At 57.2% G+C, this 25,326-nt stretch carries 24 protein-coding genes and 1 pseudogene; 12 read left to right on the top strand and 13 right to left on the bottom strand.

Annotated elements, in window-relative coordinates:
• Positions 1 to 2: 2 nt before the first annotated feature.
• Positions 3 to 527, bottom strand: coding sequence for a DUF721 domain-containing protein (locus SERAS12_RS03580; RefSeq protein ID WP_013811498.1), 525 nt, complete (start codon positions 525 to 527; stop codon positions 3 to 5).
• Between the two features lie 26 nt (positions 528 to 553).
• Between SERAS12_RS03580 and secM the strand changes: the two genes are divergently transcribed.
• The 3 genes from secM to mutT all read left to right on the top strand — a co-directional run bounded on the left by secM (position 554) and on the right by mutT (position 4,396).
• Complete coding sequence (gene secM, locus SERAS12_RS03585; protein WP_013811499.1) at positions 554 to 1,087, top strand: secA translation cis-regulator SecM; 534 nt, start codon at positions 554 to 556, stop codon at positions 1,085 to 1,087.
• A gap of 86 nt (positions 1,088 to 1,173) precedes the next feature.
• Positions 1,174 to 3,885 carry a preprotein translocase subunit SecA gene (gene secA / locus SERAS12_RS03590; protein ID WP_013811500.1) on the top strand — a complete coding sequence of 904 codons (2,712 nt, stop codon included), beginning with the start codon at positions 1,174 to 1,176 and terminating at the stop codon, positions 3,883 to 3,885.
• A 106-nt stretch (positions 3,886 to 3,991) separates the two neighbouring features.
• Entirely contained in the window at positions 3,992 to 4,396 is a 405-nt protein-coding gene (mutT, locus tag SERAS12_RS03595; RefSeq protein WP_013811501.1) for an 8-oxo-dGTP diphosphatase MutT, read from the top strand.
• Between the two features lie 40 nt (positions 4,397 to 4,436).
• On the opposite strand, the gene yacG is transcribed toward mutT, so the two are convergent.
• The 3 genes from yacG to coaE are packed head-to-tail and all read right to left on the bottom strand — an operon-like array spanning position 4,437 to position 6,051.
• Positions 4,437 to 4,628 (bottom strand): DNA gyrase inhibitor YacG, encoded by a 192-nt coding sequence (yacG, locus tag SERAS12_RS03600; RefSeq protein ID WP_013811502.1) that lies wholly within the window; start codon positions 4,626 to 4,628, stop codon positions 4,437 to 4,439.
• A 50-nt stretch (positions 4,629 to 4,678) separates the two neighbouring features.
• On the bottom strand, positions 4,679 to 5,431 hold the full coding sequence (gene zapD / locus SERAS12_RS03605; RefSeq protein ID WP_013811503.1) for a cell division protein ZapD: 753 nt from the start codon (positions 5,429 to 5,431) through the stop codon (positions 4,679 to 4,681).
• 5 nt (positions 5,432 to 5,436) lie between these two features.
• A complete protein-coding gene (gene coaE, locus SERAS12_RS03610; protein ID WP_013811504.1) occupies positions 5,437 to 6,051 on the bottom strand; it encodes a dephospho-CoA kinase in 615 nt (204 codons plus the stop codon).
• Between the two features lie 445 nt (positions 6,052 to 6,496).
• Between coaE and SERAS12_RS03615 the strand changes: the two genes are divergently transcribed.
• Positions 6,497 to 7,540 (top strand): GMP reductase, encoded by a 1,044-nt coding sequence (locus SERAS12_RS03615; protein WP_013811505.1) that lies wholly within the window; start codon positions 6,497 to 6,499, stop codon positions 7,538 to 7,540.
• A gap of 62 nt (positions 7,541 to 7,602) precedes the next feature.
• Here SERAS12_RS03615 and hofC read toward each other — a convergent pair whose 3' ends face one another.
• From hofC to nadC, 4 genes are all read right to left on the bottom strand, one after another.
• Positions 7,603 to 8,802, bottom strand: a complete 1,200-nt coding sequence (hofC, locus tag SERAS12_RS03620; protein WP_013811506.1) for a protein transport protein HofC — start codon at positions 8,800 to 8,802, stop codon at positions 7,603 to 7,605.
• On the bottom strand, positions 8,799 to 10,247 hold the full coding sequence (gene gspE / locus SERAS12_RS03625; protein WP_013811507.1) for a type II secretion system protein GspE: 1,449 nt from the start codon (positions 10,245 to 10,247) through the stop codon (positions 8,799 to 8,801). The genes hofC and gspE overlap by 4 nt, the downstream gene beginning before the upstream one ends.
• Complete coding sequence (ppdD, locus tag SERAS12_RS03630) at positions 10,244 to 10,693, bottom strand: prepilin peptidase-dependent pilin (RefSeq protein ID WP_013811508.1); 450 nt, start codon at positions 10,691 to 10,693, stop codon at positions 10,244 to 10,246. Before ppdD ends, gspE begins: the two co-directional genes overlap by 4 nt.
• A gap of 199 nt (positions 10,694 to 10,892) precedes the next feature.
• Positions 10,893 to 11,783, bottom strand: a complete 891-nt coding sequence (gene nadC, locus SERAS12_RS03635) for a carboxylating nicotinate-nucleotide diphosphorylase (protein WP_013811509.1) — start codon at positions 11,781 to 11,783, stop codon at positions 10,893 to 10,895.
• Between the two features lie 85 nt (positions 11,784 to 11,868).
• Between nadC and ampD the strand changes: the two genes are divergently transcribed.
• Entirely contained in the window at positions 11,869 to 12,465 is a 597-nt protein-coding gene (gene ampD, locus SERAS12_RS03640; RefSeq protein WP_013811510.1) for a 1,6-anhydro-N-acetylmuramyl-L-alanine amidase AmpD, read from the top strand.
• The gene (gene ampE, locus SERAS12_RS03645) at positions 12,465 to 13,319 is read left to right on the top strand and encodes a beta-lactamase regulator AmpE (protein WP_013811511.1); all 855 of its coding nucleotides are present in this window, start codon (positions 12,465 to 12,467) and stop codon (positions 13,317 to 13,319) included. Before ampD ends, ampE begins: the two co-directional genes overlap by 1 nt.
• A 59-nt stretch (positions 13,320 to 13,378) precedes the next feature.
• Here the strand turns inward: ampE and hemL are convergent, their stop codons facing one another.
• Entirely contained in the window at positions 13,379 to 14,668 is a 1,290-nt protein-coding gene (gene hemL / locus SERAS12_RS03650) for a glutamate-1-semialdehyde 2,1-aminomutase (protein WP_013811512.1), read from the bottom strand.
• Positions 14,669 to 14,847: 179 nt separating this feature from the next.
• Here hemL and clcA point away from each other — a divergent pair, with 179 nt between their 5' ends.
• Together clcA and erpA are read left to right on the top strand one after the other, a co-directional pair.
• Positions 14,848 to 16,287: a H(+)/Cl(-) exchange transporter ClcA gene (gene clcA, locus SERAS12_RS03655; protein WP_013811513.1), complete on the top strand. Its 1,440-nt coding sequence runs from the start codon at positions 14,848 to 14,850 to the stop codon at positions 16,285 to 16,287.
• Positions 16,288 to 16,376: 89 nt separating this feature from the next.
• A complete protein-coding gene (gene erpA, locus SERAS12_RS03660; protein ID WP_004950184.1) occupies positions 16,377 to 16,721 on the top strand; it encodes an iron-sulfur cluster insertion protein ErpA in 345 nt (114 codons plus the stop codon).
• A gap of 106 nt (positions 16,722 to 16,827) precedes the next feature.
• Here the strand turns inward: erpA and SERAS12_RS03665 are convergent, their stop codons facing one another.
• The 3 genes from SERAS12_RS03665 to mtnN are packed head-to-tail and all read right to left on the bottom strand — an operon-like array spanning position 16,828 to position 18,951.
• Complete coding sequence (locus SERAS12_RS03665; RefSeq protein WP_004950186.1) at positions 16,828 to 17,442, bottom strand: TRIC cation channel family protein; 615 nt, start codon at positions 17,440 to 17,442, stop codon at positions 16,828 to 16,830.
• Complete coding sequence (btuF, locus tag SERAS12_RS03670; protein ID WP_013811514.1) at positions 17,442 to 18,248, bottom strand: vitamin B12 ABC transporter substrate-binding protein BtuF; 807 nt, start codon at positions 18,246 to 18,248, stop codon at positions 17,442 to 17,444. The genes SERAS12_RS03665 and btuF overlap by 1 nt, the downstream gene beginning before the upstream one ends.
• A 1-nt stretch (position 18,249) precedes the next feature.
• Entirely contained in the window at positions 18,250 to 18,951 is a 702-nt protein-coding gene (gene mtnN, locus SERAS12_RS03675; protein WP_041415885.1) for a 5'-methylthioadenosine/S-adenosylhomocysteine nucleosidase, read from the bottom strand.
• 129 nt (positions 18,952 to 19,080) lie between these two features.
• Between mtnN and dgt the strand changes: the two genes are divergently transcribed.
• The 4 genes and pseudogenes from dgt (at position 19,081) to SERAS12_RS26730 (ending at position 22,567) form a co-directional block, all read left to right on the top strand.
• Positions 19,081 to 20,598 (top strand): dGTPase, encoded by a 1,518-nt coding sequence (gene dgt / locus SERAS12_RS03680; RefSeq protein ID WP_013811516.1) that lies wholly within the window; start codon positions 19,081 to 19,083, stop codon positions 20,596 to 20,598.
• Between the two features lie 191 nt (positions 20,599 to 20,789).
• Positions 20,790 to 22,229, top strand: coding sequence for a serine endoprotease DegP (gene degP / locus SERAS12_RS03685; RefSeq protein ID WP_013811517.1), 1,440 nt, complete (start codon positions 20,790 to 20,792; stop codon positions 22,227 to 22,229).
• Between the two features lie 60 nt (positions 22,230 to 22,289).
• Positions 22,290 to 22,412, top strand: a pseudogene (locus SERAS12_RS26725) (glycerate kinase); the annotation flags it as partial.
• Positions 22,413 to 22,420: 8 nt separating this feature from the next.
• Positions 22,421 to 22,567 (top strand): hypothetical protein, encoded by a 147-nt coding sequence (locus SERAS12_RS26730; protein WP_371105549.1) that lies wholly within the window; start codon positions 22,421 to 22,423, stop codon positions 22,565 to 22,567.
• Between the two features lie 29 nt (positions 22,568 to 22,596).
• Here SERAS12_RS26730 and barA read toward each other — a convergent pair whose 3' ends face one another.
• Positions 22,597 to 25,323 carry a two-component sensor histidine kinase BarA gene (gene barA, locus SERAS12_RS03695; protein ID WP_013811518.1) on the bottom strand — a complete coding sequence of 909 codons (2,727 nt, stop codon included), beginning with the start codon at positions 25,321 to 25,323 and terminating at the stop codon, positions 22,597 to 22,599.
• Positions 25,324 to 25,326: the final 3 nt, after the last annotated feature.

The following is a 25,326-nucleotide window of genomic DNA, read 5'->3' on the forward strand; positions in this document are numbered from 1 at the left end:
GATTATTTCTTACGACTGGTAGCGTTGGCACTCTCTCCGGCCAGCGACGCCAGTCGTTCCAATACCTTGCGCAGTTTTTCCGGACTGCGGCTCGCCAAACCTCTTAATTCCTCAGCACTTTCCTGACTCAGATGCCGCATCGGCACGTTTGTCTGCGTATTCCCCAAGGTTTTTGCGGCGTCCTGCACAAGGTTGCTCCCTTTTGCCATCAAGGCCGGATTAATCCTGATGTCGATCGACGACAATGATGGTAGAATTTGCGCTCGTAGTGCAGATAATAAAGCCGGTTGTTCGTAGCGCAGGCGCATCAGCCAGCTGGCATTGGCCGTTTCTAGCACTAAAATACCCTGTCGGAAATTCGCGACGCGGCACCAGGGATGCAGTTGAACGGGCAATACGCCTTTCACTGCACGGTTAAGCTTAAGCAGCGCCACCGCGCGTTGTTGGACGTTATGCAGCGGCCCTTTGTCTTCTGCAGACGCGTCGTCGAACAGGACATCTAATAATTGTGGACGGCTATCGCGCATAATGGGCTCCGGCGGATTATAAACTCGTGATCGGTATTCTAAATCGTTGGCGACAATTTGGCAGACGTTATTTCTGGCCCCATCTCCTGTTAGGGATGGTCGCGGCCACGCTTGGCGTACCTTCAAATCTGTCAGGCAGCTCCGATCAAGCCGCTCTGCCGAGCACCTCGTCCAGCCTGAACCGGCAAAACTCCGCCAGCGGCGCCTTTAATAGCCTGGCGTTGCTGCAGGAAGCGCACCGCCGCCCGACCTTCAGCGTCGACTACTGGCACCAGCATGCGCTTCGTACCGTCATTCGTCACCTCTCTTTTGCTCTTGCGCCGCAGGCAGTCTACGCGCGGGTGCAGGAAAGCGAGGCGGAAGTCGCCGAACCCCCGTTGCAGGTGGCGCAACTTGCGCTGCTTTCCACACTCAACGCGCTGCTGACGCATGAGCCAAAGCCGCCGACCATCATTCGCAATACCCATCATGCCGTGCTGCCTGCCTTTGCGCAGCACCAGACCGGCTTGTGGCTCGCGCAGGTGCAGGGCATTCGCGCCGGGCCAGTAGCGTTAAGCTGATTCATTGCCCTTTGGGCGACAAAAACCTAAAAATAACAGCAAGTTGACTGCCTGTGTTGGCTGTCATGACAGAGATATTAAACATCATGTTAGTGAAATTATTGACCAAAGTTTTTGGTAGCCGTAACGATCGTACACTGCGCCGCATGCGTAAGTCGGTTGAACTGATCAACCGCATGGAACCGGACATGGAAAAGCTGTCCGATGACGAGCTGAAAGCCAAGACCAACGAGTTCCGCGCGCGCCTGGAAAAGGGTGAAGTGCTGGAAAACCTGCTGCCGGAAGCTTTCGCCGTGGTACGTGAAGCGAGCAAGCGCGTATTCGGCATGCGCCATTTCGACGTGCAGCTGCTGGGCGGTATGGTACTGAACGACCGCTGCATCGCAGAAATGCGCACCGGTGAAGGTAAGACTCTGACCGCAACCCTGCCCGCCTACCTGAACGCCTTAAGCGGCCGCGGCGTACATGTGGTGACCGTCAACGACTATCTGGCACAGCGTGATGCCGAAAACAACCGCCCGCTGTTCGAGTTCCTTGGCCTGAGCATCGGCATCAACCTGCCGGGCATGCCTGCACCGGCCAAGCGTGAAGCCTATGCCGCCGATATTACTTACGGCACCAACAACGAATACGGCTTCGACTATCTGCGCGACAACATGGCGTTCAGCCCGGAAGAGCGCGTTCAGCGCAAGCTTCACTATGCGCTGGTGGATGAGGTTGACTCCATCCTGATCGATGAAGCCCGTACTCCGCTGATCATCTCCGGCCCGGCCGAAGACAGCTCAGAAATGTACATTAAGGTCAATAAACTGATTCCAAAGCTTATCCGTCAGGAAAAAGAGGATTCAGACTCCTTCCAGGGCGAAGGCCACTTCTCGGTAGACGAGAAAGCGCGCCAGGTGCACCTGACCGAACGCGGCCTGATCCTGATCGAAGAAATGCTGGTGGAAGCCGGCATTATGGAAGAAGGGGAGTCACTGTACTCACCGACCAACATCATGTTGATGCACCATGTGACTGCCGCTCTGCGCGCGCACGTGCTGTTCACCCGCGACGTTGACTACATCGTAAAAGACGGTGAAGTGATCATCGTTGACGAACATACCGGCCGTACCATGCAGGGCCGTCGTTGGTCAGATGGTCTGCATCAGGCGGTGGAAGCCAAAGAAGGCGTGGAAATCCAGAACGAGAACCAGACGCTGGCATCCATCACCTTCCAGAACTACTTCCGCCTGTACGAGAAGCTGGCTGGGATGACCGGTACCGCCGACACCGAGGCGTTTGAATTCAGCTCTATCTACAAGCTGGATACCATCGTGGTGCCGACCAACCGCCCAATGCTGCGTAAAGACATGCCGGATCTGGTCTATATGACCGAGCTGGAGAAGATTGGCGCCATCATTGAAGATATCCGCGAGCGTACCGCCAACGGCCAGCCGGTGCTGGTGGGGACGATCTCGATCGAAAAATCCGAAGTCGTTTCCCGCGAACTGGCGAAAGCCGGTATTGACCACAAAGTGCTGAACGCCAAATTCCACGCTATGGAAGCGGACATTGTGGCGCAGGCCGGTCAGACCGGTGCGGTGACTATCGCCACCAACATGGCGGGCCGTGGTACCGATATCGTGTTGGGTGGCAGCTGGCAGGCGGAAATTGCCCAGTTGGAAGACCCAACCGAAGAGCAAATTGCGGCGATTAAAGAAGACTGGAAAATCCGCCATGAAGCGGTATTGAAGGCGGGTGGCTTGCACATCATTGGTACCGAGCGCCATGAATCACGCCGTATCGATAACCAGCTGCGCGGCCGTTCCGGTCGTCAGGGCGATGCCGGTTCATCCCGCTTCTACCTGTCGATGGAAGATGCCTTGATGCGTATTTTCGCCTCGGATCGCGTTTCCGGCATGATGCGTAAACTGGGTATGAAAGAGGGTGAGGCCATTGAACACCCATGGGTCACCAAGGCGATTGCCAACGCACAGCGTAAAGTAGAAAGCCGCAACTTCGATATTCGTAAGCAACTGCTGGAATACGATGATGTGGCCAGCGATCAGCGTCGCGCTATCTATAGCCAGCGTAATGAACTGCTGGACGTGTCCGACGTGAGCGAAACCATTGCCAGCATCCGTGAAGACGTCTTCAAAACCACCATTGACAGCTACATCACGCCGCAGTCGCTGGAAGAAGAGTGGGATATTCAAGGTCTGGAAGAGCGCTTGAAAAACGACTTCGATCTGGATATGCCAATCGCCGAATGGCTGGATAAAGAGCCGGATCTGCACGAAGAAACGCTGCGTGAGCGTATTCTGGAAAAGGCCAAGGAAGACTATCTGCGCAAAGAAGAAGTGGTTGGCACAGATATGATGCGCAACTTCGAGAAGGGCGTGATGCTGCAAACGCTGGATTCCCTGTGGAAGGAGCATCTGGCGGCAATGGACTATCTGCGCCAGGGCATCCATCTGCGTGGCTACGCGCAGAAAGATCCTAAGCAAGAGTACAAACGTGAATCCTTCAATATGTTTGCGACCATGCTGGAATCGCTGAAATACGAAGTGATCAGCGTGCTGAGTAAAGTGCAGGTGCGGATGCCGGAAGAGGTTGAAGCCATGGAGCTGCAGCGTCGCGAAGAAGCTGAGCGCCTTGCAGCACAGCAACAGCTGAGCCACTACGAAGAAAATGCGTTGGTTACCGAAGACTCTAATGCTCCTGCAAGCGCGGAGCGCAAGGTGGGCCGCAACGATCTTTGCCCATGTGGATCCGGTAAAAAATACAAACAGTGCCACGGCCGTCTGCAGAAGTAAGTAAGCTCGGCAGCGTTTAACGAGTCAAACCCAGGGGGTCAGCATGCTGAGCCCCTGTTTTTTAGGGCCAGAGTCCGCGCCCTTATGAATTAATCAGGAGTATGCGATGAAACATCTGAACATCGCCGTCGGTATCATTCGCAATGCCCAGCAGGAAATTTTTATTACCCGTCGTGCCGCAGATTCACATATGGCCGGTTTCTGGGAGTTTCCCGGCGGCAAAATTGAGCAAGGGGAAACCCCGGAGCAGGCGCTCAATCGTGAACTGCTGGAGGAAACCGGAATTGAAACTGAACGGGCTGAGCTGTTGGAGGTGCTGGAGCACCGCTTTAGCGATCGTATCGTGACGCTGAATTTTTATCTGGTGGAAGGTTGGGCAGGGGAACCGTTCGGTCGTGAAGGCCAGCCTATGCGTTGGGTGAAGCAGGCCGAACTGCGGGAGGACGAATTTCCCGAGGCCAATGTCAGTATTATCAAGCTGTTGGTGACGCAGGCGAACGCTGCGCAATAAGACGGGCGGCCTGGCTGGAGCCAGGCCGAAAGAGAGACAATCAGCGATCGTCTTCTTCACTCCATTCTTCGCTTTCCGACAGATCGCTGTTGCTGGGAATGCGTTTTTCTTCATCGGCCCATTCGCCGAGATCGATTAACTGGCAGCGTTTGCTGCAAAATGGGCGGAACGGGCTCACTTCACCCCAAACCACACCTTTGCCACAGGTTGGGCATTTCACTACGGTAGTCATCTCTTTTCCTTACTTCCTTCCAACGCGTGAAAGGTCTTTATGTCATTGGGTTAGCAACAGGCTAACTCAAAGGTTAACCGTTCCGGCACCACGCCAAGCTCGCTGTCCAGAGGCAGGAAGCGGATCGCATAACGCGTCTTATGGCCGGAGATCTGCGGATAAAGCTGATGTGTCAGGCTAATGCGCAAACGCAACAGGTCTGCACCTTCCGCGTTATCCTGGAAGAAACCGTTCAAACTGATCTGGTTGCGGAATGGGCCGGCCTGACGAATCAGATCCAGCACCATAGTCAGCGCCAGATTCAACGGCTCCAGTGCCTGCAGCCAGTCAGCGACGTCGGCGTCCCGTTCTTGCTGCGGTGCATGCATCCACATGTGCAATGTGGGCAAGTCAAAGCTGCAACAGCCGCCGGGAATGCTCAGACGTTGGCGCACCAGGCTTATCAGCCGATCTTCGCGCAGCGCCTGCCCCAGACGCGGAGCGGACATCAGCGCCGCTGCGCGCACCTTCAGTTGACCGCGTAGCTGGTCCATCAGAGACATATCGACGCCCGGTACATCGGTCCATGCCAACAGTTTTTGTTGCTGACGCTCCAACTCTTTCAGCAGTTCGGTACGAACTTCGCCGCGTTCCAATACGTCCAGCAGGTCCGACACAGTGCGGAAGAAGGTCAGTGCAATGGCGGTTTCGCTCAGCGCCCGCTGGCCATGCAATTGTTGCAGCAAAAACTCGATACGCAGCCAGGTGCGCATTTTTTCATTCAACGGATGTTCAAAAAGAACGCTTGGGGAAACATCACTCATTCAGTTTAATCCTGTCGGGTCGCTGATGCCGCCAGTTCAAGGTAGCGGCGATGCAGTGCGGCAACAAATGGCTCTATCCCCTGAGCGGCACCGCTATTATCGATTATGTCGTCTGCAGCGGCCAGGCGCTGCTCGCGCGTGGCCTGTGCGGACACTATGTTCTGTGCCTGTTGGCGGCTTATCCCGTCGCGGGTAATGGTTCTCGCCAACTGTGTTTCGCTGTCGACGTCGACCACCAGCACGCGATCTGCGCGCGCTTGCAGGCTGTTTTCCACCAGCAGTGGCACAACCCACAACGCATAGGGGCTGGCGACCTGCGCCAACTGGCGTTGGGTTTCCTGATGAATCAGCGGGTGCAGCAATTGATTCAGCCAGCGCTTTTCATCCGGGGTGCTGAATATACGCTGCCGCAGTGCCGTGCGGTTAAGCGTGCCGTCAGCCAGCAACATTTCATTACCAAAACGTTCGGCGATAGCGGCTAAAGCAGGGGTGCCGGGTTCGACAACCTGCCGTGCAATGACGTCAGCGTCGACAATCTCCACGCCGTGGCGGGCAAAGGCTTCTGCTACGGTGGACTTGCCGCTGCCGATACCCCCTGTCAACGCTACAATGTAGGCCATGGTATAAAATGCACTCGATATTCATAAAAAAATAATAGACGAATCATAAAGCGATCGTGCAGAAGTGCAAGTCAGTAGGGAGCGCTAGCCCGGCAGGTTGCGTTGTACGGTGATAAAAAACGCGGCAGGGAAAGGAAAATGAGCGATAAATCACGCCGCATGTTCGTAGGTAAATTTGTCGGATTGTAGCGTAAACAAAGGTGAATTCGCAGTCTTGTCCGGTGATTATTAGCGCGTATGATAGCGTCACTGGAACTGGCATTAATCTATACCCGTCATCTTCAAACTGCAGGCGTGTTGACTGCGAGCGTTCACCCGAATCACTTACGTGAGTAAGCTCATCGGGACTCTCGTTCTTGTCGCCTTCCTGCAACTCGAAATTCATAGGGTATAGGTTCGAATACTCTCCTGCGATCCGTCGCCAAAAACCAGGAAATCATAAGTCATGCGTATTGAAGAAGATTTGAAGTTAGGCTTTAAAGATGTGTTGATTCGCCCAAAGCGCTCCACGTTGAAAAGCCGTTCTGAGGTTGAACTGGAACGCCAGTTTACCTTCAAACATTCTGGCTGGAACTGGTCCGGTGTGCCGATTATTGCCGCCAACATGGACACGGTCGGCACCTTCAGCATGGCAGAGGCTCTGGCTTCCTTCGACGTTCTCACCGCCGTACACAAACACTACACCGTTGAGCAATGGGCCGCATTCGTGCAGCGCGTACCGGCATCGGTACTGCGCCACGTTATGGTTTCAACCGGCACCTCCGAGGCCGACTTTGTGAAGATGAAGCAGATTCTGGCGCTGTCTCCGGGTCTGAAGTTTATCTGCATTGACGTGGCCAACGGTTACTCGGAACATTTTGTCGCCTTCTTGCAGAAAGCGCGCGAAGCTTGCCCGAACCATGTGATCTGCGCCGGTAACGTGGTTACTGGCGAAATGGTGGAGGAATTGATCCTGTCTGGTGCCGATATCGTAAAAGTCGGCATTGGTCCGGGGTCGGTTTGCACCACCCGGGTAAAAACCGGTGTCGGTTATCCGCAGTTGTCTGCGGTGATTGAATGTGCCGATGCGGCACACGGCCTCGGCGGCCAAATCGTCAGCGATGGCGGCTGTTCTGTGCCGGGCGACGTGGCCAAAGCCTTTGGCGGCGGCGCTGATTTTGTCATGCTGGGCGGCATGTTGGCCGGTCATGACGAGTGTGAAGGCACCGTAGTGGAAGAGAACGGCGAAAAATTCATGCTGTTCTACGGCATGAGCTCAGAGTCGGCGATGAAGCGCCATGTGGGCGGTGTTGCCGAATACCGTGCCGCTGAGGGCAAAACCGTTAAGCTGCCTCTGCGCGGCGAGGTTGAGTTTACCGTCCGTGATATTCTCGGGGGGTTGCGCTCAGCCTGCACCTATGTCGGTGCAGAACGCCTGAAAGAGTTGACCAAACGTACCACCTTTATCCGCGTTGCGGAGCAGGAAAACCGCGTATTCGGTGCTAAGTAACCCGTAATAAAGCCCCTCTCCGGGGAACGGCTCACATTCTGCTGTGCCCCGGATCGTTCTGTTTATCCCAAAACATTTCCCAGCTGAAATATCGGCAAATACATGGCGATCACCAGCGTCCCGACTATTCCTCCCACCACCAGCATCAATATCGGCTCCAGCGTTTGCGCCAGCGTATCGGCCAGTTCAAAGGTTTGCTGCTCATGCCACAGCGCCAGCTTGCCCAGCAAGGTGTCAAGCGAGCCAGACTCTTCGCCCACCCGCACCAACTGTTGGCATAATGGGGGGAACAGAGCCTGTTGCCCCAGGGCGCTGTAGAAAGTATGCCCCTGTGCAATCTGTTGCCGAACCGTCTCAATCGCCTGGCGGTAAAACAGGCTGTCCACCGACAGCGCCGCGGCGTTCAGGCCTTCAACCAGGGTGAGGCCCGCCTGTTGAGTCATGGCCAGAATACGGAATATTTGGCTCAGGCTGCCGCCTTTGATCAGTTGCGCGATCAACGGTAAGCGCAACAGCGTCGCCTGTTCGCGCCTGCGCCATTGCGGCTGTGGATGCAGCCAGCGGAAATAGGAAAACACCGCGCCGGCCATTATCAACACCAGCCAGGGACCGCTGTGGACCAAGATCGCGGACAGGTTCAACAGCCCTTGGGTAAACCAGGGCAATGGCGCATCGAACGACTGGTAGACGCCGGCAAACTCCGGAAGCACCATCACCAGCATCAGAATGCTCACCAACAGCGCTACTGCGCAGATAAACAGCGGGTAGCGCAGTGCCTTAATCACTTTTTTTTGCAGTTTTTGTTGCGCCTCCTGCTGTTGAGCCAGTTGCAGGCAGCAAGCGTCAAGATTGCCGGTCAGTTCCCCGATAGCGATTAACTGACGGTAGATGAGCGGAAAGATGGCGCGTTGCCCGGCGATAACGTCGGAGAAGGGCTGACCCTGCCGTACCTGTTCGGTTATCTCGCGCAGCAGGCAGCGCCAGGCGGCAGACGGGTGCTCTTCCGCCAACAGTTGCAATCCGTTGACCAGCGGTAACCCGGCTTGCAGCAGGGTGGCGAGCTGGCGGGTGAATTGGATCATGGGCTCGCCCCGCCACTGAGCGGGGGCAATGCGTTTCCCGCTATTAATCTGGCAGGGTTGCAACCCCTGCTCAATGAGCCACTGGCTGACCACGTGTTTTTCGTTGCTCATCCGCTCCCCCTGGCGTAACTGGCCGTGAGGATCGACTGCTTGCCACAGGAAAAGGCGCTGTGCTTTCACGGTGCCGCTCCGCTTTCGGCGGTGATGCCGACAATGCGATATACCTCTTCCAACGAGGTGAAGCCCTGAGAAACCAGCGTTAATCCGGCTTGCAGCAGCGTTATCTGCCCTTGTTGTCGGGCAATATCGGCCAGTTGACCGGGAGCTGCGCCTTGCAGCAGACCGGCTTGGACTTCTGGAGTGATCATCAGCAACTCATAGACCCCAGTGCGGCCGTAGTAACCGCTAAAGCAGTGTTCGCAGCCGTCAGCCTGCCAAGGCAACAGGGGGGTGGCCCAAATGGCGGTGGGAAAGTGAACGGGCAGGTTCTGTTGATAGCGACAGTGACTGCACAGCTTGCGCACCAGCCGTTGGGCGATGACCAGCTTCAGACAGGCGGCGATCAGATAACCCGGAATACCCATATGGGTCAGGCGCGTCAAGGTTTCGCTGGTGGAGTTGGTGTGCAGCGTCGAGAGGACCAGATGACCGGTTTGAGCCGCTTTCACTGCGATTTCCGCCGTTTCCCGGTCGCGGATCTCACCGATCATGATGACGTCCGGATCCTGGCGCAACAAGGCGCGCAACACGCGAGAAAAATCCAGCTCGGTTTTGGGGTTTATCTGGGTCTGGTTGACGCCGAACAGCGGAATTTCAATCGGGTCCTCGACGCTGCACAAATTGCTTTGCGCGTCATTCAATTGTCGCAGGCCGCTGTACAGCGTGACGGTTTTACCGCTGCCGGTCGGGCCTGTGACCAGGATCATGCCCTGGGGGCAGGACAGTGCCTCAGCATACTGCGCCAGCGCCGTTTGGCTCATGCCTAATCGATCCAACGGCAGCTCCTGGCGTTCGGTTTGCAGGATCCTCAGCACCACTTTTTCACCGTGCAGTGTCGGCAAGGTAGCGATACGCATTGAATAACTGGCGTTATCCAGTTGTACGCTGAGCTGCCCATCCTGCGGCAGCCGGCGCTCGGCGATATCCAACTGCCCCATGATCTTCAGCCGGGCGATAAGTCGTGCGGCCAGGGGGAAAGGCGGTGACGCTATGGCCTGCAACACGCCGTCGATGCGCAGCCGGATACGCAGAGTCTGCAGATAAGGTTCGAAATGAATGTCCGAAGCGCGTCGTTGTATGGCGATGCGCAGAGTTTGGTTGATAAACTGTACTACGGGCGCGTCACTGTCGTCATTTAATGAGGATGCGTCCGGCTCGGCTTCCGGCGCGCTTTGTCCAAGCCTTTCACCCTGCATTTGCCGGCGGTTCAGTTCCAGCTCCAGTCGGGCCGCAGGCCACTGCTCAAGATGAATACGTTTGCCGGTGGCGAAACGCAGGGCCGGCAGCAGCTCCTGCGGTACTTCAGCGTTCAGGGCAACGGTCAGGCTGTCGTCGTCTTCGCTGAGGGCCAGCGCCTGGTAGCGCTGGCACAGGGCGTGAATTTCATCGCTGATACCAATGCTCATTGAGACGCCCCCTTCGGCGTATCGTCAAAGCGGAAGACTTCCTGGCAGGTCTCCTGCAGATTGACGTTGTCGCTGGTGCACTGGCGTGTCCAACGCGTCAGGCCGCTGGCGTTCTGGGTGGGCGTCAGCGCTACGGTCAGCCCTTGCAGCGTTTGCGTGCCGGTCAGCGTGATCACGCCCTGACTGACCTTAACGACGCTGACGTAACGTGAGGTGCCGCCGGCAGGAATACCTTTACTGCCGGCATTGCAACCCGCCGGTGCGCCGCCATCGAGCACGCACAGCTCCACGGCCAGCTTGTAAGGGGTCATGACTTGCAGCATGTCAGTCATCGCCGCTTTCTGGATATAACGTTGGTAGGCGGGTATGCCTATGGCGCTCAATATTGCGATAATGGCGATCACCACCATCAGTTCGATCAGAGTAAAACCGCGCTGTGTTTCCATTTGTTATTGCCTCCCTGTGAATGTGGGGGTAACGGTAACGGCTCATACAGCGTGCTTCTAGCGGGGAGTCAGTGTTTTGCGGCGTGCTTCCATGGCAAGTTGCTCAGTTTGCAGCTGCATGAAAATAGTTGCGGCGGGATTCGCAGTTTTGACGAAAAAGCACCGTCCCAGCTAGCCAGGACGGTGTGAATGGCAGAGATTATTTGAAGCGCATTGACAGATCGAGTGCGGTCACATGTTTGGTCAGCGCGCCAACGGAGATGTAGTCCACGCCGGTTTCGGCGAAGGTGCGCAGGGTTTCGCTGGTCACGTTGCCGGAGACTTCCAACTGTGCGTGGCCTTGGGTCTGCGCCACCGCGGCACGCATCATCTCGACGCTGAAGTTATCCAGCATGACGATGTCGGCGCCGGCATCCAGCGCCTGTTGCAGCTCATCGAGGGATTCTACTTCCACTTCGACCGGCACGTCGGCATGCAGCCAAAAAGCTTTCTCGACCGCATTTTTGATCGAACCGGAGGCGATGATGTGGTTTTCCTTGATCAGGAAGGCATCGGATAATCCCAACCGGTGATTGCTGCCGCCACCGCACAGCACCGCATATTTCAGCGCGGTGCGCAGCCCCGGCAGGGTCTTGCGCGTATCCAGCAGGCGGGTTTGCGTCCCCTGCAGCAGTGCCACATAACGGCTGACTTCGGTCGCTACGCCGGAAAGCGTCTGCACAAAGTTCAGCGCGGTGCGCTCGCCGGTCAGCAGTATCCGCGCCGGCCCGCTCAGTTTGCACAGCGGTTGGTCAGGCACCAGGCGATCGCCATCCGCCACCAGCCATTCCACCTTCACCTGGTTGCCCAGTTGGATGAAGACTTCACTCAACCAGCGTCGGCCGCAAAATACGCCGGGTTCACGGGTGATAATGGTGGCTTCTGCCTGTTTGTCGGCCGGTAACAATTGCGCGGTAATATCGCAGTCGGCATCGACTTCGCCTCCCAGGTCTTCGCGCAGCGCCTGGGCAACGGCATAGGGGATATCGCTTTCAATTCGTTCAAGAAGCTCGGTGCGGCGACTGTCGGCATCGTAGCGGCGTGTCGGCATAGAAAACTCCGAAATGGACGGTAAGATCGTAGGGGGAACATGCTACTCTGTTGCCGTGATAAGTACCACCGCAGAGAGGTGTCTGATGCAGTTAGAGCATGGCTGGATTGTCGGGGTGAAACGGGTCGTTTCGCCGCATTGCGATCTTCGCCCGAATGATGAAGCCCCTTCGCTGCTGGTGATCCACAATATCAGCCTGCCGCCCGGCGAGTTTGGCGGTCCCTATATCGATCGGTTGTTTACCGGCACTCTCGATCCCGCAGAGCATCCCTATTTTTCCGGCATCCATCAGCTTCGGGTCTCGGCGCATTGTCTGATCCGCCGCGAGGGTGAAATCATTCAGTATGTGCCGTTCGACAAGCGCGCCTGGCACGCCGGCGTTTCCGAGTATCAGGGGCGCGAACGCTGCAACGATTTTTCGATCGGCATTGAGCTGGAAGGTACCGATCAACTGCCGTTCACGTCGCAGCAATATCAGAGCCTGAAAGCGGTGACCGCGCTGCTAATCAGGTATTATCCGATGTCGGCGGCGAGCATTACCGGGCACAGCAACATCGCCCCTGGCCGCAAAACCGATCCAGGCCCAGCGTTTGACTGGGACTTTTATCTGGCATCTCTGGAACAACCCTGCGAGCCCGATGGCGCTATGCTTGGGAAAATGGAAAGGGAGAGGAGTCGCTAATGACGCTGTTTACGCTGTTACTGGTTCTGGCGTGGGAACGTTTGTTCAAGCTGGGGGAGCACTGGCAGCTGGATCATCGCCTGGAAGTGGTGTTCCATCGGCTGCATAGGTTTTCGCTGGCGCAGACGCTGCTGCTGACCGTTGCCTGGATGGTGGTGGTGTGGGGCATTTTGTGGTTGGCTCACGGGCTGTTTTTCGGCGTGGTGACGCTGCTGCTGTGGATTATTATTGATTTGCTGTGTGTGGGCGCCGGCATCAAGCGTAAACACTATCGTGCCTATCTTAAGGCAGCGCGGCAGGGAGATGCCCATGCCAGCGACCAGATGGCAGAGGAACTGGCGCTGATCCACGGTTTGCCGGTGGATTGCAGCGAAGAGCTGCGCCTGCGCGAGCTGCAAAATGCGCTGCTGTGGACTAACTTCCGTTATTATCTGGCGCCGCTGTTTTGGTTTGTGGTCTGCGGGCCATACGGGCCAATCGCACTGGCGGGTTATGCTTTTCTGCGTGCTTATCAAACCTGGCTGGCGCGCCACAATACCCCTCTGGAGCGTTCGCAGTCCGGCATCGATCATCTGTTGCACTGGCTGGACTGGATCCCGGTGCGCCTGGCAGGCGTGGCCTACGCGCTGCTGGGGCACGGTGAAAAAGCCTTGCCGGCATGGTTTGCGTCGTTGGGCGATCGTCATACCTCGCAATATCAGGTACTGACTCGTCTGGCGCAGTTCTCTCTGGCGCGCGATCCGCATAGGGATCCGGTACAAACCCCGCGTGCGGCGGTCACTCTGGCGCGCAAGGTGACGATGGTTATCGTGGTGGTAGTGGCGCTGCTGACGATTTACGGTACCTTGCTCTAACAAAATAAAAACGGGCGCTAAGTTCACACCGGCGCCCGTTTTTGTTTGACCGCGAAATATTACAGCTTGGCGAAGCAGCGGCGTGCGGCATTGATGGTGCGCTGAATGTCTTCCTTGCTGTGCGCAATGGACATAAAGCCGGCTTCAAAGGCGGAAGGCGCCAGATAAACCCCCTCATCCAGCATCAGATGGAAGAAGCGCTTAAAGCGTTCCACATCGCACTGCATCACGTCCTGGTAGCAGGTCACTGCCGGGGCATCGGTAAAGAACAGGCCGAACATGCCGCCGACGTGGTTGACGACCAGCGCGACGTTTTCTTCTTTGGCTGCATCCTGCAGGCCTGCCGCCAGCATATCGGTCAATTCGGTCAGCGTCTGGTGGACACCGACTTGCGAAACCTCGGTCAGGCAGGCATAACCGGCCGCCATCGCAATCGGGTTACCGGACAGCGTTCCCGCCTGATAGACCGGTCCGGTTGGCGCCAGCGCCGCCATCACGTCGCGACGACCACCGAACGCGCCCACAGGCATGCCGCCGCCGATGATTTTGCCCAGACAGGTAAGATCCGGCTCCACATCGTAATAGGCCTGCGCCCCGGCCAGCGCGACGCGAAAGCCGGTCATCACTTCATCGATAATCAGCAATGCGCCGTATTTGTCGCACAGTGCCCGCAGGCCCGGCAGGAATTCCGGCAACGGCGGCACACAGTTCATGTTGCCGGCGACCGGTTCGACGATGATGCAGGCGATCTCGGAAGGATACTGTTCGAACGCGACGCGGACCGAATCCAGATCGTTGTAGGTGCAGGTCAGAGTGTGCTTGGCGAAATCGGCCGGTACACCCGGCGAGTTCGGCTGGCCCAGGGTCAGCGCGCCGGAACCGGCTTTCACCAGCAGGCAGTCGGCGTGGCCGTGGTAGCAGCCCTCGAACTTGATGATTTTATCGCGGTTGGTGTAGCCGCGCGCCAGACGAATAGCGCTCATGGTGGCCTCGGTACCCGAGTTTACCATCCGCACCATATCCATGGTCGGCACCAGCTCGGTGACCAACTCCGCCATTTTGACTTCCATCTCTGTGGGGGCGCCAAAACTCAGGCCGCGCTGCGCCGCTTCGATGACCGCATTGCGGATCGCCGGGTGGTTGTGCCCCAGCACCATTGGGCCCCAGGAACCGACGTAGTCGATATAGGCTTTGCCGTCGACGTCGAACAGGTAAGCCCCGTCCGCCCGTTCGATAAACAGTGGCACACCGCCAACGCCGGTGAATGCACGCACCGGAGAGTTAACCCCACCTGGGATCACCTGTTGCGCTTGGGCATACAGACTTTCGGACTTGCTGTGTAAGCTCATAAATCGGCTCCTGGATTCTCTTTTGAATGATTTAATCGCGCTATTCTAGAGAAGTGTTCGTCGATATGAAACGATCACAGTCAGATACCTATTTTGGGGGGCGGTCGCTCAGCGGGTGCGTTAGAATAATCGGCTTCCCTATTTGTATTACATTTAATTCCGTTAATGAATAACCCATTATGACTGAATTACAGCAACAGCCGCCGGTAGCGCTGGCTCCACGCCTGAAACGCAGCGACGCGGTGCGTCAGTTTATCCGCCGAGACAAAACGCCGGTGGCCATCCTGTTTATGGCGGCGGTGGTGGGCACCCTGGCGGGATTGCTCGGCGTAGCCTTTGATAAGGCGGTGGACTGGGTGCAGCAGCGGCGGTTGTCCGCGCTGGCGCAGGTCGCCGATTCCTGGCTCCTGGTTTGGCCGCTGGCCTTCATTCTTTCTGCTGCGTTGGCGGTGCTGGGGTATTACCTGGTGCGCCGTTTTGCGCCGGAAGCGGGCGGCTCAGGCATACCGGAGATCGAAGGGGCGCTGGAAGAGCTGCGTCCGGTACGCTGGTGGCGGGTGATCCCGGTAAAGTTTATCGGTGGCATGGGCACGCTGGGGGCGGGTATGGTGCTCGGCCGTGAAGGGCCTACGGTGCAGATGGGGGGCAACGTCGGGCGTATGGTATTGGATATCTTCCGCATGCGCGGCGCCGAAGCGCGTCATTCGTTGCTGGCCACCGGCGCGGCCGCCGGGCTTTCCGCCGCCTTCAATGCGCCGCTGGCGGGCATTCTGTTTATCATTGAGGAAATGCGTCCGCAGTTCCGCTATAACCTGATCTCGATTAAAGCGGTATTTATCGGCGTGATCATGTCGAGCGTGGTGTTTCAGTTGTTCAACGGTGAACACTCGGTGATTGAGGTCGGCAAGCTTTCTTCTGCGCCGATCAACACGCTGTGGCTGTATCTGGTGCTGGGTGCGGTATTCGGCGCCGTTGGGGTGATGTTTAACGCCCTGATTTTTCGCACTCAAGATATGTTTGCCCGTTTCCATGGCGGGAAAATGCGCAACATCCTGATGATTGGTGGGCTGATCGGCGGTACGTGCGGCATTCTTGGGCTGATTCAGCCGCAAGCGGCGGGGGGCGGTTTTGGTTTGATCCCCATTGCTGCCGCCGGCAATTACAGCGTCGGTATGCTGCTGTTTATTTTCATCGCACGGGTGATCACCACTCTGCTGTGTTTTGGTTCAGGCGCGCCGGGCGGGATCTTTGCGCCAATGTTAGCGCTGGGCACCCTGTTTGGCACCGCTTTTGGCCTGGCTGGCGCGCACCTGTTTCCACAGTACGGCATTGAGGCCGGTACTTTCGCCATTGCCGGAATGGGCGCGTTGTTTGCCGCCACGGTGCGCGCACCCTTGACCGGGATCGTGCTGGTGTTGGAGATGACCGATAATTATCAGCTCATACTGCCAATGATCATTACCTGCCTTGGTGCTACGCTGGTGGCGCAGTTCCTCGGGGGTAAGCCGTTGTATTCGTCGATATTGGCCCGTACGTTGCAGCGGCAGGAAGCGCTGCAGGCGCGTGAGGCGGCAAATAAAACAGGTAAAGAAAATACAACAAATGCGGTGAATACTTGAACGCAGCACTCAGGTATTGGATAATCAAAAACATTAATCAGACTGCCATTGTAGCGGCCTGATGCAGAACAATGTTGGGAGTAAAGAGTATGAGTGATGAAACAGCACTGCCCCTGCAATTTACCGAGGCAGCAGCAAGCAAGGTTAAGGTCCTGATTGCTGATGAAGAAAATCCGAATCTGAAGTTGCGGGTTTACATTACCGGTGGCGGCTGCAGCGGATTCCAGTACGGTTTCACTTTTGACGACAAGGTCAACGATGGCGATATGACCATCGAGAAGCAGGGCGTTGCGCTGGTGGTTGACCCAATGAGCCTGCAATATCTGGTGGGCGGTTCTGTCGATTATACCGAGGGGCTGGAAGGTTCACGTTTCGTGGTAACCAACCCTAACGCCAAAACTACCTGCGGCTGCGGTTCTTCGTTCAGCGTCTGATCCCGTCTGCAGCAGCATAAAACCCGCCAACCTCACCGGTTTGCGGGTTTTTTTATGGTTGCCATTTCATGCTGACCCGAGCCGGGTTTGCTTCGGCGGGCAGTCGCTATCGTTCGAGGATAAACGCGGGCAGTTTCAGATGCCAGCGGATGGCCGCCAGCCGGATCGCCAGCGTGATGCCCATGCCAAGCATCATCGCCTGCTGCAGCGGCATACCGAAGGTAGCGAAAGCGGTAACGTGGACGATACCGCCGACAATACAGGCGGTGGCGTAAACTTCGGTTCGCAGGATCATCGGAATTTCCCGCGCCAGGACGTCCCGGATAATACCGCCGCCAACCCCGGTAATGACCCCCATGCACACGGCCACCAGCGGACCGGTATCGGCGGCGAAGGCTTTATTGACGCCGATACCGACGAACACCGCCAGCCCGACGGCATCCAGCACCGGCAGGATCCATTTCGGCAGGCGTCGCGGCTGGCGTACCAGCAGCAGCGTCAGCACGCAGGTTATCATCGCCACCACCAGATCGGTCGGGTCTTTCACCCAAAATACCGGGCCATTGGCCAGCGCCATATCGCGGATGGTGCCGCCACCGACCGCAGTGACCACGCCGAGCACCAACACGCCGAACGGATCCATGCGCAACTTGCCGGCCAGCAATACGCCGGAGATGGCGAAAACCGCAGTACCCAGAATATCCAGCCAAAACACCAGCATCAGGGGAGCTCCGCCAGTTGGCTGCACAGTTGTTGTGCGGCCAGCATGATGCGCGGGCCGGCGCGGTTGAACCAGTCGCCGTTCAGCGCAATCACCGGCACTTGCAGCTGTGGTGCCCAAAAGGCTTTCACGCTGGCAATCTCTTTTGCGTCGCCGGTAATCACTACGGCCTGAGGCTGGCGGGCCAACACTTGCTCGCGGCTGATTTGCGGCCACGGCATACGGCTGTCGGCAAAGATATTCTCCGCTCCGCACAGCGACAGCACCTGGCTTTGCAGAGTGGCGCCGGAGCTGGTGAACAGCGGCTGGGTGCCAAACTGCAACAAGATCCGGCGCGGCTGGTTGTGCGGGTATTTTGCTTTCAGCGCGGCGATCTGTTGGCGCATGGTGCCCGCAGCCTGGTGCGCCTGCTCCGGATGCGGGCTGTATTTGGCCAGGTCATCCAGCGACTGGGCGATGTCATCGAGCGTGGTGGCATCCGCATAAAAAATCGGGATACCGAAGGCGGCGAGCTGATCCAGCACCCGTTGCGGATTGCCGCCGCGCCAGGCGAGGATTAGATCCGGCTTCAGCGCCAGTACCCGCTCCAGGTTGATCCCTTGCCAGGAAGCCACCTGTTCCAGCTTTTTGGCCGCCGGCGGGTAATCGGAGAAGGCGCTCACCGCCAGCAGGGTATCGCCCATGCCGGCGGCGTAGGCAAGCTCGGTGGTATTGGGTGCGAGGCTGATCACGCGCTGAGCGGCGCCGACAGGCAGAGCCGCCCAGATCGCGAGCAGCCACAACAGGGCTGAAAGGCGTGGCTTCACATCAACCGCGCTTGGCCAGGGTTTGCAGCATCGCGTTGACCATCAGCGTTGATTGCTTGGCGGCCACGACCAGGAACTCGTCAAAGCTCATGTGCGATTCACTGTCGGCGACGTCAGAGATGGCGCGAACCACCACAAACGGCGTGCCGAACAGGTGGCAAACGTGACCGACGGCGGCGGCTTCCATTTCTACCGCGGCAACGGTTGGGAAGGTGGTGCGGATGCGCTCCAACGGTTCTGCACCGTTAATGAAGGCGTCGCCGCTGCAGATCAGGCCGCGCACCGCGTTAAGATCCAACTGCTTGATGCAGCTTTCCGCCAGCGCAATCAGTGCTTCGTCCGCCACGAAGGCCGCCGGGCAACCGGCCATCTGGCCTGGCTCGTAACCAAAGGCGGTGACGTCGGCGTCGTGATAGCGCACTTCTTCGGAAACCACGATATCGCCCACTTTCAGCGTAGCGGCCAGGCCACCGGCGGAACCGGTATTGATCACCAGATCCGGCTTGCAGTGCTCCAGCAGCAGGGTGGTACCCATTGCCGCAGAAACTTTACCGATACCGGATTTCAGCAGTGCCACGTCAACGCCGCCGATCTGGCCGGTATAGATTTCACAACCCGCGCGTTGAATGGTTTGACGGTTTTCAATTTGTTCGCGCAGCAGGGTAACTTCCTGCTCCATGGCGCCGATGATGCCTACTTTCATAAATAACACTCGCTGATTGGGTGTGGGAATTGCGCCATAGTCTATCATGGCTCTCATAGAGAGATAATCCGTTGCATATGCCCTCGGGAATTGTTATCACGGAGGCTGGGCGCAACGGAGGAGAAACAGATGTCCGGGATCGACTTTAAGCAAAAAATCAGCTTCCAGCGGCCTTTCAGTAAGCCTATCGAGGCTGAGGAAGAATATGACATCGTGCGGCAGTTTGAGAGCGATCGCGGGCGCATTGTCAATTCAGCCGCCATTCGCCGTCTGCAGCAAAAAACCCAGGTGTTCCCTCTGGAGCGCAACGCCGCGGTGCGTAGCCGTCTGACGCACTCGATGGAGGTGCAGCAGGTCGGGCGGCACATTGCAAAAGAGATCCTCAACCGTTTCAAACAGGAACGGCGGATCGACGCGCTCGGCCTGACCAAACTGCTCGATCCTTTTGAAAGCATAGTTGAGATGTCCTGCCTGATGCATGACATCGGCAACCCGCCGTTTGGGCACTTCGGCGAGTCGGCGATTAACGACTGGTTTTCCCAGCGGCTCGATCCCGCCAGCTGCGGGAGCGAGCCCGCCAGCAACGATCGTTGCCAGATCGGCGTGCTGCGCCTGCACGAAGGCGAAGGCGATCTCAACCGCCTGCGCAGCCGCATCCGCCACGATCTCAGCCATTTCGAGGGCAATGCCCAGGCGATTCGGCTGGTGCATACGTTACTGAAGCTCAACCTGACCTATGCACAGGTGGGGTGCATTCTGAAATATACCCGTCCGGCGTACTGGGCGAGCGAGATCCCCGCCAGCCACAGCTACCTGATGAAAAAACCGGGCTTTTATCTGGCGGAAGAGGCATTTGTCGATCGATTGCGGCGCGAGCTGAATATGGGCGAGTTCGATCGCTTCCCGCTGACTTATATCATGGAGGCGGCGGACGATATTTCTTACTGCGTCGCCGATCTGGAAGACGCGGTGGAAAAAAACATTTTCACCGTTGAACAACTTTATCAGCATTTAACTCAGGAATGGGGCGAGGTATCGCCGGGCGATTTGTTTGATAAAACCGTGGCCAGCGCTTTTCGCAAGATCGACCGCGGCGGTGCGCGGCGCAGCAGCGAAGATCAGTTCTTCATGTATTTGCGGGTGTTCACCGTGGCGCGGCTGGTGCCGCATGCGGCGCAGCGTTTTATTGATAATCTGGATGCGGTTTATCGGGGCAACTTTAATCAGGCGTTGCTGGAAGACTCCAGCCCGGCGTTCCAACTGTTGAAGATCTTCAAGAATGTGGCCTTCAAGCACGTCTTCAATCACCCCGAAGTGGAACAGCTTGAGCTGCAGGGCTACCGGGTGATCAGCGGCTTGCTGGACATCTACAGCCCCTTGCTGGCGATGCCGCTGGCGGATTTTACCCGCTTGGTGCGGGAAGACAGCCATCGCGCTTATCCGATAGAAACACGCCTGTTCCACAAGCTTTCCACCAAACATCGGTTGGCGTATGTCGAAGCGGTTGAAGGGTTGCAACACCTGTCGCCCGAGCAATTGGCGATCCGGGAATATTATTTCCGCGCGCGTTTGCTGCAAGATTATATCAGCGGCATGACCGATCTTTATGCCTACGACGAATATCGAAAACTAATGGCGGCTGAATAATTCATTCAGTTAATAAATATTATTTGAACGCATGCGTAGCAGGTCGCAGTGAGTATTTCGAGTTTTGTAAAGACGGACAATATTTGTTTACTATTACCAATAACCTGCGCCGGAACTTCAGGCTATTAATAAGCTCTGACTATGCACAAAGAACGCAATACTTTCTGAACGACTTTATAAGAGACACACAGATGAAAAAAACCGCATTAGTTCTTAGCGCCCTGGCTTTCAGTATTGGTATGGCGATGGGCCCGATGACGGCCAGCGCTGCAGAAACCGCGTCTTCAAGCACCCAACAGCTGCCTAGCCTGGCGCCGATGCTGGAAAAAGTGATGCCTTCCGTGGTGAGCATTAACGTTGAAGGCAGCACCACCGTCAATGCGCAGAAGATGCCGCCGCAGTTCCAGCAGTTCTTTGGCGAGGATTCGCCTTTCTGCCAGGACGGTTCACCGTTCCAGGCTTCGCCAATGTGCCAGAACGGCGCTGATGGTGGGCAGGGCACACCGGGTCAGGGCACCCAGGAAAAATTTCAGGCGCTGGGCGCCGGGGTGGTGATTGACGCAGCCAAAGGCTACGTGGTGACCAATAACCACGTGGTAGATAACGCCAATAAAATTCAGGTGCAACTGAGCGACGGCCGCAAGTTTGACGCCAAGGTGATAGGCAAGGATCCGCGTTCCGATATTGCGCTGATCCAACTGAAAGACTTTAAAAATCTGACGGCAATCAAAATGGCGGATTCTGAGCAACTGCGCGTCGGTGATTACACCGTGGCGATCGGCAACCCTTACGGATTAGGCGAAACCGCGACTTCCGGCATCGTTTCCGCGTTGGGCCGCAGCGGGTTGAATATCGAAAACTACGAAAACTTTATCCAGACCGATGCGGCGATTAACCGCGGTAACTCCGGTGGCGCGCTGGTTAACCTGAACGGCGAATTGATCGGCATTAACACCGCGATTCTGGCGCCGGACGGCGGCAACATCGGTATTGGCTTCGCTATCCCGAGCAACATGGTGAAAAACCTGACGGCGCAAATGGTTGAGTTCGGCCAGGTGAAACGCGGCGAGCTGGGCATTATGGGCACTGAGTTGAACTCCGAACTGGCGAAAGCGATGAAGGTGGACGCCCAGCGCGGTGCCTTTGTCAGCCAGGTGATGCCGAAATCCTCCGCCGCCAAGGCGGGCATCAAGGCCGGTGACGTTATCGTCACCATGAACGGTAAAGCCATCTCAAGCTTTGCCTCGTTCCGTGCGGAAATCGGCACGCTGCCGGTCGGCAGCAAAATGTCGCTGGGCATCATTCGCGACGGCAAACCGGTGACCGTGGACGTCACGCTGGAGCAAAGCGCCCAGACTCAGGTGGAGTCCGGCAATATCTACACCGGCATTGAAGGGGCCGAGCTGAGCAATGCCCAGGCCGGCAGCCAGAAAGGCGTGAAGGTGGATAACGTCAAGGCCGGCAGTGCCGCTGCGCGCATCGGCCTGAAAAAAGGCGATATTATCCTCGGGGTTAACCAGCAGCCTATCCAGAATCTGGGCGAACTGCGCAAAATTCTCGACAGCAAGCCGTCGGTGCTGGCGTTGAACATCCAACGCGGCGATACCCAGTTGTATCTGTTGATGCAGTAATTTCTTCCGCTCTCCGCTCTCAAGGCACGCTACGGCGTGCCTTTTTTATGGGGGAGAGTTTATAGCACCGGCGAACTGATCCGTTCGGCGCTGGATCACGGCGTAAAACATTGCATTATCGGCATCGGCGGCAGCGCCACCAACGACGGCGGCGCCGGCATGGTGCAGGCGCTGGGGGCGCGGCCGGCGGTATAGGGGCCGCGCTGTTGGCGTTCTGCCATGCCGATCTGCGTCAGGGGATTGAGATCGTCACCGAAGCGCTGGAGAATGCCGCCGACAACGTGCGCATGACCGCACGCAATATTGCGGCGACCATCAGGCTGTCGCAGCAGATATAGGTTCCGCTAATCATGCTGAGGGGTAACCCTCAGCTTGTCGCTGGGCGATCGCTCTCCAGATGGCTGCGGGCTGCCTGGCTCACCAGTTCGATTTCATCCAGCAGTTCCAGCCATTCCGGTTCCAGTTCGTCGTTGCCGACGCCCTTGCGCAACTGCTGTTCAAGGTAGAAGCACAGCTGCTTCATGCGCGGCACGCCACTGTAGCTGCAACTGCCGTGCAATTTATGGATCAAATCGAGAATGCTGTCGTCTGGGGTGCCATCCAGCACCGCCTGCACCCGTTCGCTGACTTGCGGCAGGAAGTCGAGCAGCATCTGCAGCAGGTCGCGCGCCAAATCCTGTTTGTTCGCCGCCTGGCGTAACGCCAGCGGCCAGTCTAACGACAGCAATGGCTCGGCGGCCGATTCGCCGCTGTAATAACGGGCCAGCACGCGGGTCAGCATAGCTTCATCAATCGGCTTGGCCAGATAGTCATCCATTCCCGCTTGCAGCAAATGCTCGCGCTCACCGCTCACCGCATGGGCGGTAACCGCGACGATAGGCGTAGAGTTGTGGTGCGGCAGTTGGCGGATCAGTTCGCTGGTGCGGATGCCGTCGATATTCGGCATTTGGATATCCATCAGGATCAGATCCAGCACGTTATCGCGTGCCAGTGCCAGCGCCTCTTCTCCGCTTTCGCACAGCAGGGTCTTTTCCACTTGTTCAGCCAGCAGGGTACCAATCAGTTTCAGGTTGGCCGGGTTATCGTCAACCGCCATCACCGTCAATGGCAGGCGTTTGGGTTCCGGCACGGCGATGAGGCGATGCGGCGTTTCCATGCGCAGCAGCGGGAACAGGCGATTGCCGGTGATGGGTTTGATCAGGCAACCGATAGCGCCCTGTTGTTTAAGCTGTTCGGCGTTGATCTGCGATTGGCAGGGTAGCGCCAGAATCACCCGACCGGCGATACTCAGCGCCGCTTTCAGTTTGCCTTCGTGCTGTGCCAGGTTGTCGCGGAACGGGATCGGTACCCCCACCAGCAGGAAGTCGTAATCCTTTTTCGGTAACTGAGCCAGCGTAGGCGAATGGGTGATCACAAGCGGGGTCACGCTCAGCATGTTGAGCGTGGCTTCTGCCGCCATCGGGTTGGCTTCGATATACCCCAACGTCTTGCCGCGCAGGTCCGGCAGGCTCGGCGGCAACGACAACATGCCCTCGTGCAGCTCGAGGGTGATGTGGAACCAGAAGGTTGAACCTCGGTTCAGCTGGCTGTGGAAGCAGATATCGCCACCCATCTCTTTTACCAGCTTCTGGGTGATCACCAGCCCCAGACCGGTGCCGCCGTGGCGGCGTGAAATGCTGGCGTCCGCCTGGCGGAACGCCTGGAACAACTGCGACTGCTGCCGTTCTGATATACCGATGCCGGTGTCATGGATTTGCACTTCAAGTTCGACCTGACGTTCCTGCAGGCCGCGCAGTTCTACGCGGATATCGATGTTGCCGGTTTCGGTAAATTTGATCGCGTTGCCCAGCAGGTTGGTAATGATCTGCTGCAACCGCAACGAATCGCCGATTACCTGCTCCGGCACGTCATTATGCACGTCCAGCGTCAATTCCAGCCCTTTCTCGTGAGCGCTGGGTGCCAGCAACACAATCACTTCGTCCAGCGTTTCACGCAGCGAGAACGGAATGTGTTCCAGCACCAGCTTGCCGGCTTCCAGCTTGGAGAAGTCCAGCACGTCGTTGATGATGGTCAGCAGGTTGTTGGCCGAGCGTTCGATGGTTTGCAGATAGTCGGTCTGGGTGACGCTCATCTCGGTTTTCAGCATCTGGCGGGTAAAGCCGATCACGCCGTTGAGCGGGGTACGCAGCTCGTGCGACATGTTCGCCAGAAACTCGGATTTGATACGCGCCGCTTCCTGAGCACGTTTTTTCGCCAGATCCAGCTCGACGTTCTGGATCTCCATCTGCTCCAGCGTCTCACGCAGGTCCGAAGTCGCCTGGTCGATATTCTGCTGCATCTCTTCGTGATAGGCGGTCAGCGACATCGCCATCGAGTTGATGCCGTTCTTCAGCATATGCAGTTCGCCGAGCATAAAGCCTTCAACGCGGCTGTCGAGCTGGCCGCGGCGGATGCGGTCAACGGTGTTCACCATATTGCGGATCGGGCCGGTCACGTCGCGCATCAGACGGTAAGCAAACAGGATGGCAATGCACATGCACAGCAGCAACAGCAGGGTGGAAACAAACACCTCTTTATACTGTTGCAACCGCACCGATTGAAGATCCAGTTCGATCGCCACATAGCCCAGGTTGTTGTCCGGCGGAACCGGGTCGGTGGCGTTTTGATCCGGGTACTGGCTTTCCGAGAGGATCGGCGTGCGCAGGATCAGTGAGTTGCCGCGCCGCGTCAGCATCAGATCGGTGGGCATTGGCACACCTTTCGGCAACTGCAATTGGGCGAAATTGTGATGATAATTGGAGGTGACAAACAGATTATTCTGCGCATCGAACACCGTAATTGAACGCACAATATCCGAATGACGACGGTGCAACAGGCTGACCAACTGCCTGACCGACTCGCGGCTGCGGAATGTCATGCCGTACTCGCTGGCCACCGCCAAGGGTTCGATAATGCTGGCGCCGGCGTCAACCAGCTGTTCTTGCAGCTCATTGTAACGGTGCACCACGAAGAAGGTGCTGAGCAGCAGACCAATCAACAGCGTTGGGGCCAGAATCAGGATCATCATGCGCGCACGCAAGCTGTATTTGGTCATGGG

Origin of the sequence: Serratia sp. AS12, assembly GCF_000214195.1 — a bacterium.
Lineage (GTDB): Bacteria > Pseudomonadota > Gammaproteobacteria > Enterobacterales > Enterobacteriaceae > Serratia > Serratia plymuthica.